This is a genomic window from Pacificispira spongiicola, assembly GCF_012926505.1.
Taxonomy (GTDB): Bacteria; Pseudomonadota; Alphaproteobacteria; order UBA8366; family Aestuariispiraceae; genus Pacificispira; species Pacificispira spongiicola.
Window position 1 is genome coordinate 516056 of sequence record NZ_JABBNT010000001.1, and the last position, 14513, is coordinate 530568.

Here is a 14513-nt window from a genome sequence, read left to right on the forward strand (position 1 = left end):
CGGATCAGGCGCGGCCGGCTTCCAACACGGTCGCGTAATTCGCCACCGCGGATCCACCCATATTGAAGACGAGGCCCAGCCGCGCGCCGTCGCGCTGGATATCGCCCGCCGTGCCGGTCAATTGGCGGTAGGCGATGGCATGCATGGAAACGCCGGTCGCGCCAACCGGATGGCCCTTCGCCTTCAAGCCGCCGGACAGGTTGACCGGCGTTTTGCCGGTGCTGTGCACCCGGCCGCTTTCGATAACGGAGGCGCCTTCGCCCGGACCGCACAGGCCCATCGCTTCGTAGATCAGCAATTCGGCGATGGTGAAGCAGTCGTGGACTTCCGCGAAATCCAGGTCGTCGACACCGATCCCGGCCTGGGCATAGGCCTGCGCGATCGCCTTCTTCGGCCCTTCGAAAGCCAGGAAATCGCGGCGCGACATCGGCAGATAGTCGCTGACCTGAACCGCCGCCCGGATCGCCGCCGTGCGCTTGAAGCGTTTGGCGTTTTCCGCCGTGGTCAGAATGACCGCCGCCGCACCATCGGTGATCAGCGAACAGTCGGTCAGCCGCAGCGGCGGCGCGATCAGCGGGTTCTTGTCGCTGACCGTGTTGCAGGCGTCGAACGTCATTTCGCGGCGCATCTGGGCCAGCGGATTCTTCATCGCGTTTTCGTGGTTCTTCACCGCGATCCGCGCCATGGCGGGCAGCGGGTCGGCATAGCGTTCGGTATAGGCCTCCGCCGCCTTGGCAAAAACCTGCGGGAAGCTGAGGCCGGATTCCGCCGGGTCGTTCTGATACCCGGCCTGACCGAGGGAGGTCGTGACCTCCGGCGTCGTCTTGCCGGTCATCTTCTCAACGCCGACGACCAACACCGTGGTCGCGCGTCCCGACGCGATGGCATCCAGTCCGGCATGCAGCGCCGCCGACCCGGACGCGCAGGCATTTTCCAGCCGCGCGGCGGGCTTGAAACGCAGCCCGTCATCCGCCTGCATGACCAGGGAGGACGCGAACCCGTCCGGGTCCATCCCGGCATTGAAATGACCCAGAAAAACCGCGTCGATTTCGGATGCATCGATGGCGGCCTCCGCGATGGCCTCGCGCGTCGCCTCGACGATCAAATCTTCCAGGGTCCGGGCATCCAATTTGCCGAACGGGGTGTGGCCGCTGCCCACGATAGAAATATGCGCGCCCGACATGGTCGCTCCCTCCAAAATGATGTTTCTTGTTGCCGGTAAGGTGGGCTGCAAGCGCGGTTCCGTCTATTCGTGGAAATACGTAGTCTCCTACGTATTTCACATCTAAACTGCGCCGCATGACCGATGCCCTGACCCAAGCCGATATCGAAACCCTGGGATTCCTGGAATCCCCCGTCCCGCAAGTGGTCTTGTCCTACCGCCGCATCCTGGCGGTGAACCGTGCGACCTGCGACCTGTTCGGCTATACCGGCATGAACATGGTCGGCGCGTCAGTACGTCAGATGTATTCCAGCCTCGCGGATTACAACGCCATCGGCGCGCGCTGCGAAAAATGGTTCGAAACCCACCGGACCTATGAGGACCAGCGATTCATGCAGCGCGCGGATGGGGAGATATTCTGGGTCCGCGCGCGCGGCGTCACCCTGTCCCCGGAAGACCCGTTCCGCCTGACGGTGTGGAGCTTCGACCCCGCCGTCGAACGAACCGCCCGAACCGGCGCCTTGTCCCCGCGCGAGGAGGAGATCGCGAATTACATCGTCAACGGCTGGACCAGCAAACGCATCGCCCAGGCGCTCAGCATCTCCCACCGCACGGTGGAGGTTCACCGCGCGAAACTGATGCGCAAACTGGGGGCGGGCAACACGGCGGAACTGGTATCGCGCATCGTCGTCGCCGAATAAGAAAATCCGCGCCCCTGTCGTCAGAGGCGCGGATCAAGTCGGAGGCAAAAAGGTCAGCCCAACTCAGCTGTTTTGCAGACTGCCCAGCGCGGCCTTCGCCCCTTGCAGCAGGTAACTCTGATCCGATCCCAGAACGAACAGGGTCGCCCCTTTCGCTTTCCAGCCGGGGGCCGCCGCCGGATTGCCGATGAACAGGCCCGCTGCCTTCCCGGCCTGCGCGCCCGCCGCAACCGTCGTTTCGGTCATGACACTCACTTCCGGCGCTGCGGGATCGGTGAAGCCCGCTGAGACGGCGAGGTCCACCGGCCCGATCAACAATCCATCGACACCGTCGACTGCCGCAATCGACCCGGCATTGGCAACCGCGTCCGGGGATTCGATCTGACAGATCAGCACCACTTCATTCGGCTGTTGCGCCAAATGTCCGGCGATCCCGCGAATCCCGTAATCGGCCCCCGGCGTGGAGGGGGAGAAGCCGAGGCCCCCGCCCCCATATCGCATACCGGCGGCCAGCCTGGTTGCCATCGCCGCATCCTGAACCTGCGGGGCCATGATCCCTGCGGCCCCGGCATCCAGACAGGTGGCGATCCAATGCCCGTCGCTTTGCGGCACGCGCACCAGGGTCGGCAATTGCGCCGCCCGCGACGCGACCAGCATCGCCGCGATTTCGGCCCGGCTGTAGGCGACATGTTCGGCATCCAGGATCGCGAAGTCGAACCCCGCATGCCCCAGGATTTCGACAATCGCCGGATCGCGGGATTTGACGAAGGTCCCCGCCAGGGCTTCCCGCGCCCGCACCCGTTCCGCAAACCGCTGCCGATAGGACATCGGATCGATCCTCCCTTTCGCGTCAGGCCGCGCCGTAGCCGCCGCCGCCCGGCGTGATCATGAAGACCTCGTCATCCGGCTGCATTTCCCGTTTGCGGGTATCGACCACGTTCTCGCCGTTGATCTGGAAGACACCGGCGGCCCCGTCGCCGCCGCCCAGCAGACCTTCCGGCGGGGCCGACAGGCGCGACGGAATGGTGTTCAGCAACCAGGGCTGACCCGTGCGCAGCTTATAGCCGATCCGCTGACCGTCGCCGCCGGGCTGTTTGCCCGTCCCGCCCGTGCCGTGTTCCAGTTCCTTGCACTTGAACACGATGGGATAGGACGCTTCCAGCACCTCCACCGGCACGGCGGACACGCCGGTCGGATAGCAGACCGCCGAAATCCCAGGCTTCCCGGCACGCGCGCCCATACCGCCCGAATAGTTGAACATGGACGAGGTGAACGGCTTGCCGTCCGCATCCTTGCCGCCGATCTGGATCGTCCAGACGGCACCGGAACCTTCGGCAACCACCTGATCCGGCACGACCTGCGCCAGCGCCTTCAGGATCGGGAAGGGAACATGCATGCCGACCACATGCCGCGCGTTGCAGGGCGACGGGTATTTGGCATTGACGATGGAGCTTTCCGGCAGCTTCAAGCGGATCGGTGCGAGGGACCCGGCATTGTTCGGCAATTCCGGGTTCAGCGTCGAGCGCACCGCGAAGGTCGCATAGGCATGCGTATAGGCGGGCACGACGTTGATACCCATCGAGCTGGGGCCGGAGGTCCCTTCGAAGTCGATGACGATATCGCCCTTTTCATTGTCCACCGTGACGGCGGTCTGCAGGACGATTTCCGACCCGCCGGGCATGTCGATGACCGACTTCCCGTGATAGGTCCCGCCCGGCAGTTTTCGGATGACATCGCGGGTCGCTTCCTCGGACCTCGTGATGATCTCCTCCGACAGGGAGGCGATATCGTCCAGGCCGTATCGGTCGCACAGCGCGTTCAACCGGTCGGCGGCGATGATGCCGGAGGCGACCTGCGCGCCCAGATCCCCGATCACCGCGTCCGGCGTGCGGACGTTGCGGCGGATGATCTTGAACAGTGTCTCGTTCGGCTCCCCCTGGTCATAGAGCTTCAAGGTCGGAATCCACAGGCCTTCCTCGTGAATGTCCCGTGCGCCGGAGCCGATGCCGTAGCCGCCGATATCGGAATGGTGAATGGTCGATCCGGCATAACCGATGATCCGGTCGTTACGGAAGATCGGGGACAGGACGGTCACGTCGAAGAAGTGGCCCGCCGACATCCAGGGATCGTTGGTGATCAGGACATCGCCCGGTTTCAGCTCCTCATCCCCGAAATCGTCCAGCAGGTTCCGCGCGGCGGCGGCCAGACTGTTGATATGGCCGGGGGTGCCGGTTACCGCCTGGGCCACCATGCGGGCCTTTTCATCGAACAGGCCGTTTGCCAGATCGCCCGCCTCGCGCACGATGGGGCTGAACGCCGTGCGTTGAAGCGCGCGCGCCTGTTCGCTGACGATCCCGATCAGGTTGCTCCACAGGATTTGAAGTTCGACGCCGTCCATTATTTGTCTCCCGTCTTTTCAGCGACGAGGCTTCCGCTCTCGTGCCGCGTCACAACCCAGTCCTTCAGGACGAAGATTGTCGTTTCACGTTCTTCGATGATGACCGGCCCCGGAATTTTGTCCGTCTCAGTCACGGCGCTGCGCTGCCAGACCGGCACATCGGTCGCCTCGCCCCGGATTTGCAGGACACGGCTTTCATCGCCGCGCCCGTCCGTGCCGCCCGCTGCCGGGGCGGTTTCGCGTTCCGGCTGACGGCCGCTTGCGGTGACCAGCCAGTTCACGACCTCGATCTGCATCCCATCGAGTTTCAGGCCGTATTGGCGCTTGTATTCGGTTTCGAACAGCCCCGCGATGGCCGCCGTGTCCTTCTTGATGCGCGGGTCTTCCGGCAGATCGACGCGAACCTCGAACTGCTGACCCAGATAGCGCATCTCCATCGAGAAGGAGAACTGGAAGTCCTCGTCCCGAATGCCCGCCTCGCTCAGCGCCGTCTTGCCTTCATCCGTCATGGATTTCAGAACGCCGTCGACCGCGTCCCAATCGGTACCGTCCAGCGTGGTGACGTAGCTGCGCACCAGATCGATCTGCGCCGGGGTGACCAGCGTGCCGAAGGCAGACAGGACGGAAGCCAGGGGCGGATAGATCACCTTCGTGCTTTCCGTCAGTTCCGCGACCATGCAGGCATGGACCGGACCGGCGCCGCCGAAGGCCAGCAACGGCAGGCCCCGATAATCGATGCCCCGTTCGGTGGCATGGGTCCGGGTCGCCCCCGCCATCTGTTCGCAGACGAGTTCGAACACGCCCCAGGCCGCCTTGTCGCGCGGCAGGTTCAGGGCTTGACCCAGCTTTTCATACGCCGCCTGCGCGCCTTCCAGGTCCAGCTTCATATCGCCACCCAGGAAGCGGTCGGCGGCCAGAATGCCCAGAACCAAATCCGCATCCGTCACGCAGGGATCAGTGCCGCCCCGCCCATAGCTGACCGGCCCCGGCATGGATCCGGCGCTTTCCGGACCGACCTTCAGCAAGCCCAGATCGTTGACCGTGGCGATGGACCCGCCGCCCGCGCCGATTTCGATCATGTCGATCGACGGCACCGTGATCGGCATGCCCGAGCCCGGCTTGAAGCGATAGCGTCGATCGACCTCGAACGTACCGGTGACCAGCGGTTCGTGCCCCTGGATCAGGCAGGCTTTCGCCGTCGTCCCGCCCATATCGAAGGAAATCAGATCGCGGATGCCGAAAATGCGGCTGAAATAACAGGCGACCAGCGCGCCCGCCGCCGGTCCGCTTTCGATCATACGCACAGGCATGGTGCTGGCCCGTTCCGCACCGATGACCCCGCCATTGGACAGCATGATCAGCGGCTGTTGCTTGAACCCGCGATTTTTCAATTCGCTGATCAGCGCAGTCAGATAGGGCCGCGTGATCGGCACGGTATAGGCGTTGATCGCGACGGTGGACGCACGCAGATATTCGCGCATTTGCGGTGCGATGACCGACGACAGAGAGACATAGATATCCGGCGCTTCTTCCGCGAAAATCTTGCGGACCGTTTCCTCGTTCTCGCCATTGCGATAGGCGTTCAGGAAGCAGACGGCGACGGAAACGATGCCTTTTTCCCGGCACTGCCGGATGATATCCAAAATCTCGTCGCGATCGACGCCTTTCTGGACCGTGCCGTCGGAATACATGCGTTCATCGACCGTGAAGGTTCGTTCCGCCGGGATCAGCGGTTCGGCGAATTCGATCTGCGGATCGTACATGTCATAGCGGTGTTCCTCACGGATATAGAGGACGTCGCGGAACCCTTCGGTCAGCAGCAGCGCGACCGGCGGGCCCTTGCGTTCGATCAGCGCGTTGGTAACGACCGTCGTCGCATGGACCAGAACGTCGTCGACTTCCTCCGGCTTGATGCCGGCACGACCGGTCACCAGTTCCACGCCCCGGAAGAACCCTTCCAACAGGTCGTTATGCGTGGTCAGCGTTTTGTCGACGAAGCTGCGCCCGTCGGAGGCGAGCAGCACGGCATCGGTAAAGGTGCCACCGATATCGATGGCCAACGAATATCTGGTCATACGCGAGTCTCCATATAGCCGAGGTCGGCCGAGATTTCTCCCGCCGCCTCCTTAACGGCGGCGACAAGTGCCTCCGCCGGTTCCCTTGCAATATCCTGGACAGACCCGACGATGGTGATCGTCGCGGCGAATCTGCCCTCACTGTCGAAGATCGGCGCAGAGATCGCATTGACCCCCGGCAGCGTTTCTTCCGGTGCGACGGCCCAACCTTCGGTATGGGCGTGCGCGATTTCCCGCTCCAGCCAGTCGGGATCGACCGGCACAACGGACGGATCGCCGCTTTTCAGCGCGGCTTCCAAATTCTTGCGGTAGTCGGATTTGCCGAAGGCGAGTGCCAGCTTGCCTTGTGCGGAGCGGTGGAAATCCAACAAGGCCCCCGGCTTCGTGATGATTTGAACCGGCGTCTCGACACGCACAATGTCGAGCACCCGCATGCCGTTATCCTCCGCAATCGACAGGGTCACGGTCTGCCCTACCTTGTCGCGCAGCAAAACCATGACCGGCCGGGCGACGCTGGTAAGCTGCGTTCCGTCGGCAATGGCCTGCCCCAGATGGAACAGTTTCAACGTCAGGCGATAGCGTTCCGTCGCCGGATCCTGACGCACATAACCCAGCGTCACCAGCGTTTGCAGGTACCGGTAGACCCGTGCACGCGGCATGCCCAACGTATTCGCGAGATCGGTCACCCGCGACGGTTCGACATGCGTCGCCATCTCTTCCAGGATGGAAAATGCGGCAACGGTCGACTGGTTCGTCTGATTGGAATTGTTGACGTCGGACATGGTTCAACCTCCCCCCAACAACGCGGGCAATGACAAGGTCAGCGCCGGAACGAAGGCCACCAGCAGCAGCACCATCAGGCACAGGCCGATCATCGGCAGGATGGCCACCGCGACCTTCTCCATCGGCTGCTTGCCGATGGCGGACACGATGAACAGGCACAGGCCGACCGGCGGCGTGATCATGCCGATCATCAGGTTCAGGACGACCATCACGCCGAACTGCACCGCGTTCATATCCAGCAGCGGGAAAATCTCGTTCAGGATCGGCATGGCGAGGACGAGCGCCGCCAACGGTTCCAGGAACAGGCCGAGGATCAACAGGATGACGTTCAGCAGCAGGATCAGGATCCAGGGCTGGTCGGACACTTCGCGGATCGCCTCCGCAATCGCGCGGGGGATGTTTTCGATGCCCAAAATGAAGGCGGTCATCGACGCCATGGCCACGATCAGCATCACCCCCGCCGTCATCGTCGCCGTGTCGTAGAAGGCCTGGGCAATAGTCTTCGCCGACAGGCTGCGATACAGGAATACACCGATCAGCAGGGCATAGAGCGCGGCGACGGCGGCGGCTTCCGTCGGGGTGAACAGGCCGGACCGTATCCCGCCGACGATGATGACCGGCAGCAGCAGGGTCGGCAGCGCCTTGATCATCACGCCTGCGCGGTCTTCCGGTTTGACCGGCACCGGGGCGGCATGGGTTTCGCCCCGCGCGCGCCAGATGGCATAGACGATCAGCAGGAAGCACAGCACGAAGGCAGGCGCGATCCCCGCCAGGAACAAATCCGCAATCGATGTGCTGGTCAGCACGCCATAAAGGATCAGCGACAGGGACGGCGGCACCAGCGGCCCCAGAATCGACGCGGTCGCAGTCAAGGCGGCGGCGTAATCGGTGCGGTATCCGTCCTTGCGCATGGCCGGGATCATGACGGAGCCGATGGCCGACGCTTCCGCTGTCGCCGCGCCGGACACGCCGGAAAACAGCATGGAGGCGACGACGTTCACGACCGCCAGGCCGCCGCGCATCCCGCCGACCAGCATCTGGGCGAAGCGCACGATTTCCCGCGTCAAATTGGCGGAGTTCATCAGGTTCCCCGCCAGGATGAAGAAGGGTATGGTCAGCAGGACGAAATTGTCGATCCCGCCGATCATCTTTTGCGGAAAGCCCAGCATCAGATGCCACTGGTCGTTCACCAGCAGATAGGCGATGGAGGCGATGCCGAGCGAGAAGGCGATCGGCACGCCCAGAATCAGGCAGAGGATGAAGGCGACAAGGTAGAGGGTCATTCCACGACCTCCGTCAGATCATGGCCGATCACGTCGCGCAGCGTCCCACCCGTCACGATGGCGCGGGCGCACAGGACGACGTCGGCGAGCAAGCGCAGCCCCAACAAGGCGATACCGACCGGTAGAGAGATATAGACCCAGAAGGTCCCCGGCGCGTCGGGCGCATCCGCGCCGAACAGGTCTTCCAGAATGAAATGCATGGCCGGAATTTCGGAGCCGCCCGCGCGCTGGGCGTAAACGATGCCGTAATAGACCAACGCGATGCACAGGGCGACGGACAGGCCCCCGCAGAGAATGCCGACGATCAGCGCCGGGACACGCGGCAGGGCGAATCCCAGGAAACTCAGCGCGGCGACCTCCCCCCGGTCGTAAGCAAGCGCGATTCCCAGGAAGGACAGCCAGATCAGGATATAGCGACAGATTTCCTCCGCCCACAGCAGGGAGGAATTGAAGCCGTAGCGCAGCACGATCTGAACGGTCATCACGGTCAGCAAGGTCCCGATCGCGGTGATCAGAAGCCATCGCAGCACCGTGTGAAACGGCCTCTGGATCGATCCTATCGTCATCCGTCTCTCCCTCTTGCGGCCGAATTTGGACAATCCGGTCGCATTGCCGGGCGCATCGTCTTTGGCGCCGGCCGGTCAGCCCCTTTTCGGGACAACGTGATTCTGAATGGAAACCGCCCGCAATCAGGCGAAGTCGGCTTCCTGATATGCGGTCAGATGTTTGTAGTCTTCGCGGACCGGTCCGAAGATATCCAGATTGACCGCGACCTCATCGCCGACGGCCTCGCCGCAATGGACGACATCCGGCGGAATGCGGACCACTTCACCGGCCCCGACCTCGACGACCTCGTCGCCGATTTCGAAGCGCACCCGTCCGGACAGGATATAGGCGAGTTGTTCGAACGGGTGGGAATGCGGACGTTTTTCCATGCCCGGTTCCAGCCAATTCATGACCATCATCGCCCCGTCGCCCCGGAAAGCGGTGCGCGAGACCCCCTCGCGCACCTTTTCCTTCGGCAAGTCGGTCCAGCGATAGACGTTGACCTTGCCGCTCATCAATCACATCCCCGCGCTGTAGGCGTCGAGGAATTTACCGATCAGCGGATCCTTACCCTTCCAGGATTCGATCACCGGCGCGGTCAGCGCCTTCATCGTGTCCAGGTCCGACAGTTCGGAAATCGTCACGCCATTGTCCTTCAGGAAGGCGATCGTGCCCGCTTCCTGTTCCGCGGCCAGGGCATAGGCCTCCGCCGTGGTTTCCTTACCGGCCTCGACCATCGCGGCCTTGTCGGCGTCGCTCAATTTGCTCCAGATCGCATCGGACATCATGATGACGCCCGGCCAGAAATAATGACCGGTCAGCGTCACCTGCTTCGCGGAGTCGTAAAGGCTTTCCGACTGTACCGAAGACAGGTTGATTTCGACCGCGTCGATGGTCTTGGTTTCCAGCGCCGAATAGACCTCGCCATAGGCCATGCCGATCGGGTTCACACCGATCGTTTCCCAGGTCGCCTTATGCAGCGGGATCGGCACGATGCGGGTTTTCAACCCCTTGAAATCCGCCGTGGACTTGACCGCGTCGCCGCTGGTCAGAAAGTGGCGCAGGCCGGCTTCGATGAAGCCCAGGCCCTTGATCGATTTGGCATCCAGCGTGGCCAGCAACTCGTCGCCCAACGGGGAGGTCAGAACCTGCGAGAGTTGGTCATAGCTTTTTACCGCGAACGGCATCTGCAGCGCGTCGAAACCGCCCGCGCCCAGCACCAGCGGCAGCACCGGCGACGACACCAGCGCCCCGTCGATCAGGCCGATCTGCAAGCCTTCGAGCAGCGCCTTGTCGTCGCCCAACTGACGATCGCCGTACACTTCGATCGCAATCCGGCCGTCCGTCTTGTCGGCAACCTTCTTCGCGAAGATTTCCAAACCCTGATGGAAGATGTGCTTGGAGGAGGCTGCATGCCCCATCTTGATCGTCATATCCGCCGCGGATGCCGAACAGGCGGCGACCAGCGGGAAAAGGCAGGCAAGCGCCGCCGTAAGAATCCGTCGCATTTTCTGAAACCCTCCCTTGGGTTTATGGTTCGTTTTTTCTTGTTTCACATATTGAAACACGTTATACGACAATGAAACAACAGTTCTCTCACCCTGTCAACGGAAGGTTGGGGGAATTTTGCCGTTTGTCCTGTAAGGGCCGGTTTTCCTGGGCCCAATGGGCCTGTTTTCCTGGCCTCCCCGCATAAGAAAACCGCGTCGTCCGGGATTGGGACGACGCGGTCTGCAATGTCTTCTTATGTCCGTATGCGGGTCGAGCCCGCCTTATAAAGGCTTCTTCCGGGTTACTTCGCGGCAGCACCGAACAGGGCCGACGCCTCCTCTGGGGAATAGCGGCCCAACCGAACATCTTCGGCCACTAGCTTCGGGTCGCGCGCTTCCGGCGCCCCGTAGCCGCCGCCGCCCGGCGTGCCGACACGCACGCGGTCTCCCGGTTTCAACGGGATGTCCTGCTCCTTGGACAGATGTTCCGGCACCATGGCTTTACCGCCCTGCCAGACGGTCACCGTATTCGGCTTCCCATCCTTGCCGCCCAACGCGCCCTGCGGCCCGAAGCGGCCGTGATCCATGACGAAGCTGGCCGTCGCCTGGCCGCGCAGCAATTCGATCTCGTAATCCAGACCGAAGCCGCCGCGGTGTTGTCCGGCACCGCCGGACCCTTCGCGCAGGGCATAGCGGTGGTAGAGGATCGGATATTGCTGTTCCATGATTTCGACCGGCGGGGCCTTCGAAATCCCGATGGTGGAACAGCCATTGGTCAGACCGTCATGGTCCGAATTCCCGCCGTAACCGCCGCCGGAAATCTGATACATGACATAGCCCCGGTCATGCGCCGGATCGAACCCGCCCAGCGCGAAATTGCCCGAACTGCCGGCGGGCGACGCCGTCACGCGGTCCGGCAGGGCCTCCACCAGCGCCGCGAAGACGCCTTCGGCGATGCGTTGGCTGACCTCCGCCGCGCAACCGGAAACCGGTCTGGGATAATGCGCATCCAGGAAAGTCCCTTCCGGGCGGATGACCTTCAACGGCTCGAACGCCCCGGCGCTGATCGGCACGTCCGGGAAGATATGGCGCATCGCCAGATAGACGGAAGACAGTGTCGTCGCCAGAACGGAATTCATCGGCCCCAGACAAGGCGGGGAAGACCCGGCGAAATCGAAGGTCAGTTCCCCGTCCTTCGCGGTGATCGAAAGCTTGATTTCCAGCGGTTCGTTGACGACGCCGTCGCTGTCGACATAGGCGGTGGAGGTATAGACCCCGTCCGGGATCAACCGGACATTGGCGCGCATCTGATCCGCCGCGCGCTGGCGCAATTCGGCGATCGCTTCCGTCACCACGTCGTCGCCGTAGCGGTCGAGGATACGGGTCAACCGTTCCGCCCCGACCAGCAGCGCCGCCGCCTGCGCCTTCACATCGCCGATCCGCTGTTCGGACACGCGAATGTTGGAGCAGATGATGGAATAGATTTCGGTATCCAGAACGCCTTCCTTGAACAGCCGGACCGGCGGCAGACGCAGCCCTTCCTGTTCGACAGAGGTCGCGGAGGCGGAAAAGCCGCCCGGCACGACGCCGCCCGTATCCGGCCAATGCCCGGTATTGGACAGCCAGCAATAGATTTCCCCATTGCGATAGAATGGCATGGCGAAGCGCACGTCCATCAGATGGGTGCCGCCCAGATAGGGATCGTTGACGATATAGATATCGCCCGGCACCGGCGCCTTGACCCGACCGTCGGCGATCATTTCGATCAGCGTGCGCGTGGAATACTGCATCGTGCCGACGAAAACCGGCAGCCCCTGCGCACCCTGCGCGATCAGCGACCCGTCCACGGCGGAATAGATCCCGTCCGACCGGTCGTTGGCTTCCGCGATGACCGGCGAGAAGGCGGCACGGGAAAAGCTCAAATCCATCTCGTCGCAGACCTGCTGCAACCCGGACTGGATGACGCTTAGGGTAATCGGATCGACGGTCATGCGCCCGCTCCCAATTCGATGATGATGTTGCCGTCCGCGTCCTGGATGGCCTTGTCGCCCGGATCGATGACGATGGTCGTGTCCATTTGCTCGACGATCGCGGGGCCATGGATTTCGGCGTCCAGCGGCAGGTGATCGCGCCAATAGATGGGCGTATCGACCATACCGTCGAACCAGACCGGGCGCGTGCCGGTGACAGCCTCTTCCAACGTATCCTTCCGCCCCGCCGGATCGATCAACAGGGACAGGTCGATTTCCGACCGCCGCCCGATCACCGAACAATTGACGTTCACGAGGCTCGCCTTGATTTCCGGCAGTTCGACATGGAAGCGGTTGAAATAGGCCTTTTCGAACAGCGATTGCAGATCGTCCAGGCTGGGCCGGGGACCGCTCAACGGTACGCGCAGCAGGTGGGTCTGCCCGATGAACTGCATGTCCACGGAATAGATTTCACGCAATTCCTCGATCCGGACATTTTCCTTTTCGATCAGCGACCGGCCTTCAGACGCTTGCTGATCGAAAATCGCATGGACCGTGTCGATATCCAGTTCCGAGAGGCGCTTGTTCACCGTGCTGACGAAATCATGGCGCAGATCCGCGACGACGCAGCCCAGCGCATTGGTAATGCCGGGCCGCGACGGGACCAGCACGCGCGGCACACCCAATTCGCGCGCAATCGCCGTGGCATGCAGCGGCCCCGCCCCGCCGAACGCGAACAGCGCATAATCGCGCGGGTCCTCGCCCAGGCTGATAGACACCATGCGCACCGCGTCCGCCATGCGCGTATTGGCGATTTGCAGGACGGCGGCGGCGGCTTCCTTCGCCCCGACGCCCAGCGGCTTGCCCAGCTTGTCGGCGAAGGCCGCTTCGATATCCGACATGGAAACGGTTTCAGACACGGAATTCAGCTTTTCCGGATTCATCCGGCCCAGGAACAGATTGGCGTCCGAAATCGTCGGCTCCTGCCCACCCCGGCCATAGCAGATCGGCCCGGGCGTCGATCCGGCGCTTTCCGGCCCGACGCGCAGCAGCCCTGCCTCCGTAATCTGCGCGATCGACCCGCCGCCCGCGCCGACGGTGCGCACATCCACCATCGGGACATGGATCGGCATGGCATATTCGATTTCGATCTCGTTCGACACGGCGGGTTCCGCACCCCGGATCAAGGCGACATCGGTCGATGTCCCGCCCATATCGTAGGTCAGCAGGTTCGGAATCCCCGCGCGCCGCCCGGTATAGGCCGCCGCCATCACGCCCGATGCCGGACCGGACATCACGGTCTTCGCGGCCTCTATCGCCACCCGGCGGGCGGATACCATGCCCCCGTTGCCATTCATCACCAGAACATCGTGACGATAGCCCTTTTCCGCCAAGTGATCCGCCAGCCGTTCGACATAGCGCCGCAACAGCGGCTGAACGGAGGCATTGATCGCCGCCGTGACGCCGCGTTCGTATTCCCGACTTTCGGACAATAGGGAATGGCCCAGCGTGATGTTCTCGTTCGGCCAGACCTCCGCCGCGATTTCCCCAGCGCGCAATTCATGCGCCGGATTGGCATAGGAATGCAGGAAGTGGATCACCAGCGCCTCGCAGCCCTTGTCCAGCAGGGCGCGCAACGCCGCCTTGAACGCGTCTTCGTCCAACGCGGTATGGACCGTGCCGTCGACATACAGCCGTTCCGGTACTTCCAGACGCAGGTCGCGCGGGATGACCGGCTTGAATTCCCCTTTCATGCCATAGGCATTGGGGCGGGTCCGGCGGCCCAGTTCCAGGATATCGCGGAAGCCCTGGGTCGTGACCAGACCGGTCTTGCACAGGGTTCGTTCCAGCACCGCGTTCGTCGTCGTCGTCGTCCCGTGCACGATCAAGTCCAAGGTGGACAGGTCCGCCTCCGCCATTTCCAGTGCCTTCAGCACCCCGAAGGCCTGATTGTCCAGGGTGGTCGGCGTCTTTGCCAACCGCACCGACCCGCTTTCGGCGTCATACAGGATCAAATCCGTGAAGGTTCCCCCGACATCGACGCCCGCGACCTTCGAATTGGACGGAACGGCGGCGGCACTGGATACGGAATCACTCATCTATCG

The 14513-nt window shown here is 62.9% G+C and carries 12 protein-coding genes; 1 reads left to right on the forward strand and 11 read right to left on the reverse strand.

Translation table 11 applies throughout. The features are described from left to right. Positions 1-4 precede the first annotated feature (4 nt). On the reverse strand, positions 5-1183 hold the full coding sequence (locus tag HH303_RS02435) for an acetyl-CoA acetyltransferase (protein ID WP_169623606.1): 1179 nt from the start codon (positions 1181-1183) through the stop codon (positions 5-7). Between the two features lie 116 nt (positions 1184-1299). Here HH303_RS02435 and HH303_RS02440 point away from each other — a divergent pair, with 116 nt between their 5' ends. Further along, on the forward strand, positions 1300-1863 hold the full coding sequence (locus HH303_RS02440) for a PAS and helix-turn-helix domain-containing protein (protein ID WP_169623607.1): 564 nt from the start codon (positions 1300-1302) through the stop codon (positions 1861-1863). A 63-nt stretch (positions 1864-1926) separates the two neighbouring features. Here the strand turns inward: HH303_RS02440 and HH303_RS02445 are convergent, their stop codons facing one another. The 10 genes from HH303_RS02445 to HH303_RS02490 form a co-directional block, all read right to left on the reverse strand. Further along, the gene (locus HH303_RS02445) at positions 1927-2691 is read right to left on the reverse strand and encodes an HpcH/HpaI aldolase family protein (RefSeq protein ID WP_169623608.1); all 765 of its coding nucleotides are present in this window, start codon (positions 2689-2691) and stop codon (positions 1927-1929) included. A gap of 22 nt (positions 2692-2713) precedes the next feature. After that, complete coding sequence (locus HH303_RS02450) at positions 2714-4261, reverse strand: hydantoinase B/oxoprolinase family protein (RefSeq protein ID WP_169623609.1); 1548 nt, start codon at positions 4259-4261, stop codon at positions 2714-2716. Continuing rightward, on the reverse strand, positions 4261-6336 hold the full coding sequence (locus tag HH303_RS02455; protein WP_169623610.1) for a hydantoinase/oxoprolinase family protein: 2076 nt from the start codon (positions 6334-6336) through the stop codon (positions 4261-4263). The genes HH303_RS02450 and HH303_RS02455 overlap by 1 nt, the downstream gene beginning before the upstream one ends. Next, entirely contained in the window at positions 6333-7118 is a 786-nt protein-coding gene (locus tag HH303_RS02460; protein WP_169623611.1) for an IclR family transcriptional regulator, read from the reverse strand. Before HH303_RS02460 ends, HH303_RS02455 begins: the two co-directional genes overlap by 4 nt. Before the next feature lie 3 nt (positions 7119-7121). Then, positions 7122-8402 (reverse strand): TRAP transporter large permease, encoded by a 1281-nt coding sequence (locus tag HH303_RS02465; RefSeq protein ID WP_169623612.1) that lies wholly within the window; start codon positions 8400-8402, stop codon positions 7122-7124. Further along, positions 8399-8968 (reverse strand): TRAP transporter small permease, encoded by a 570-nt coding sequence (locus HH303_RS02470; protein ID WP_169623613.1) that lies wholly within the window; start codon positions 8966-8968, stop codon positions 8399-8401. Before HH303_RS02470 ends, HH303_RS02465 begins: the two co-directional genes overlap by 4 nt. A gap of 123 nt (positions 8969-9091) precedes the next feature. Then, positions 9092-9463 (reverse strand): cupin domain-containing protein, encoded by a 372-nt coding sequence (locus tag HH303_RS02475; protein WP_169623614.1) that lies wholly within the window; start codon positions 9461-9463, stop codon positions 9092-9094. Positions 9464-9466: 3 nt separating this feature from the next. Further along, positions 9467-10456: a TRAP transporter substrate-binding protein gene (locus tag HH303_RS02480; protein ID WP_169623615.1), complete on the reverse strand. Its 990-nt coding sequence runs from the start codon at positions 10454-10456 to the stop codon at positions 9467-9469. Between the two features lie 284 nt (positions 10457-10740). Further along, positions 10741-12429, reverse strand: a complete 1689-nt coding sequence (locus HH303_RS02485) for a hydantoinase B/oxoprolinase family protein (protein WP_169623616.1) — start codon at positions 12427-12429, stop codon at positions 10741-10743. After that, positions 12426-14507: a hydantoinase/oxoprolinase family protein gene (locus HH303_RS02490; protein WP_169623617.1), complete on the reverse strand. Its 2082-nt coding sequence runs from the start codon at positions 14505-14507 to the stop codon at positions 12426-12428. The genes HH303_RS02485 and HH303_RS02490 overlap by 4 nt, the downstream gene beginning before the upstream one ends. Positions 14508-14513: the final 6 nt, after the last annotated feature.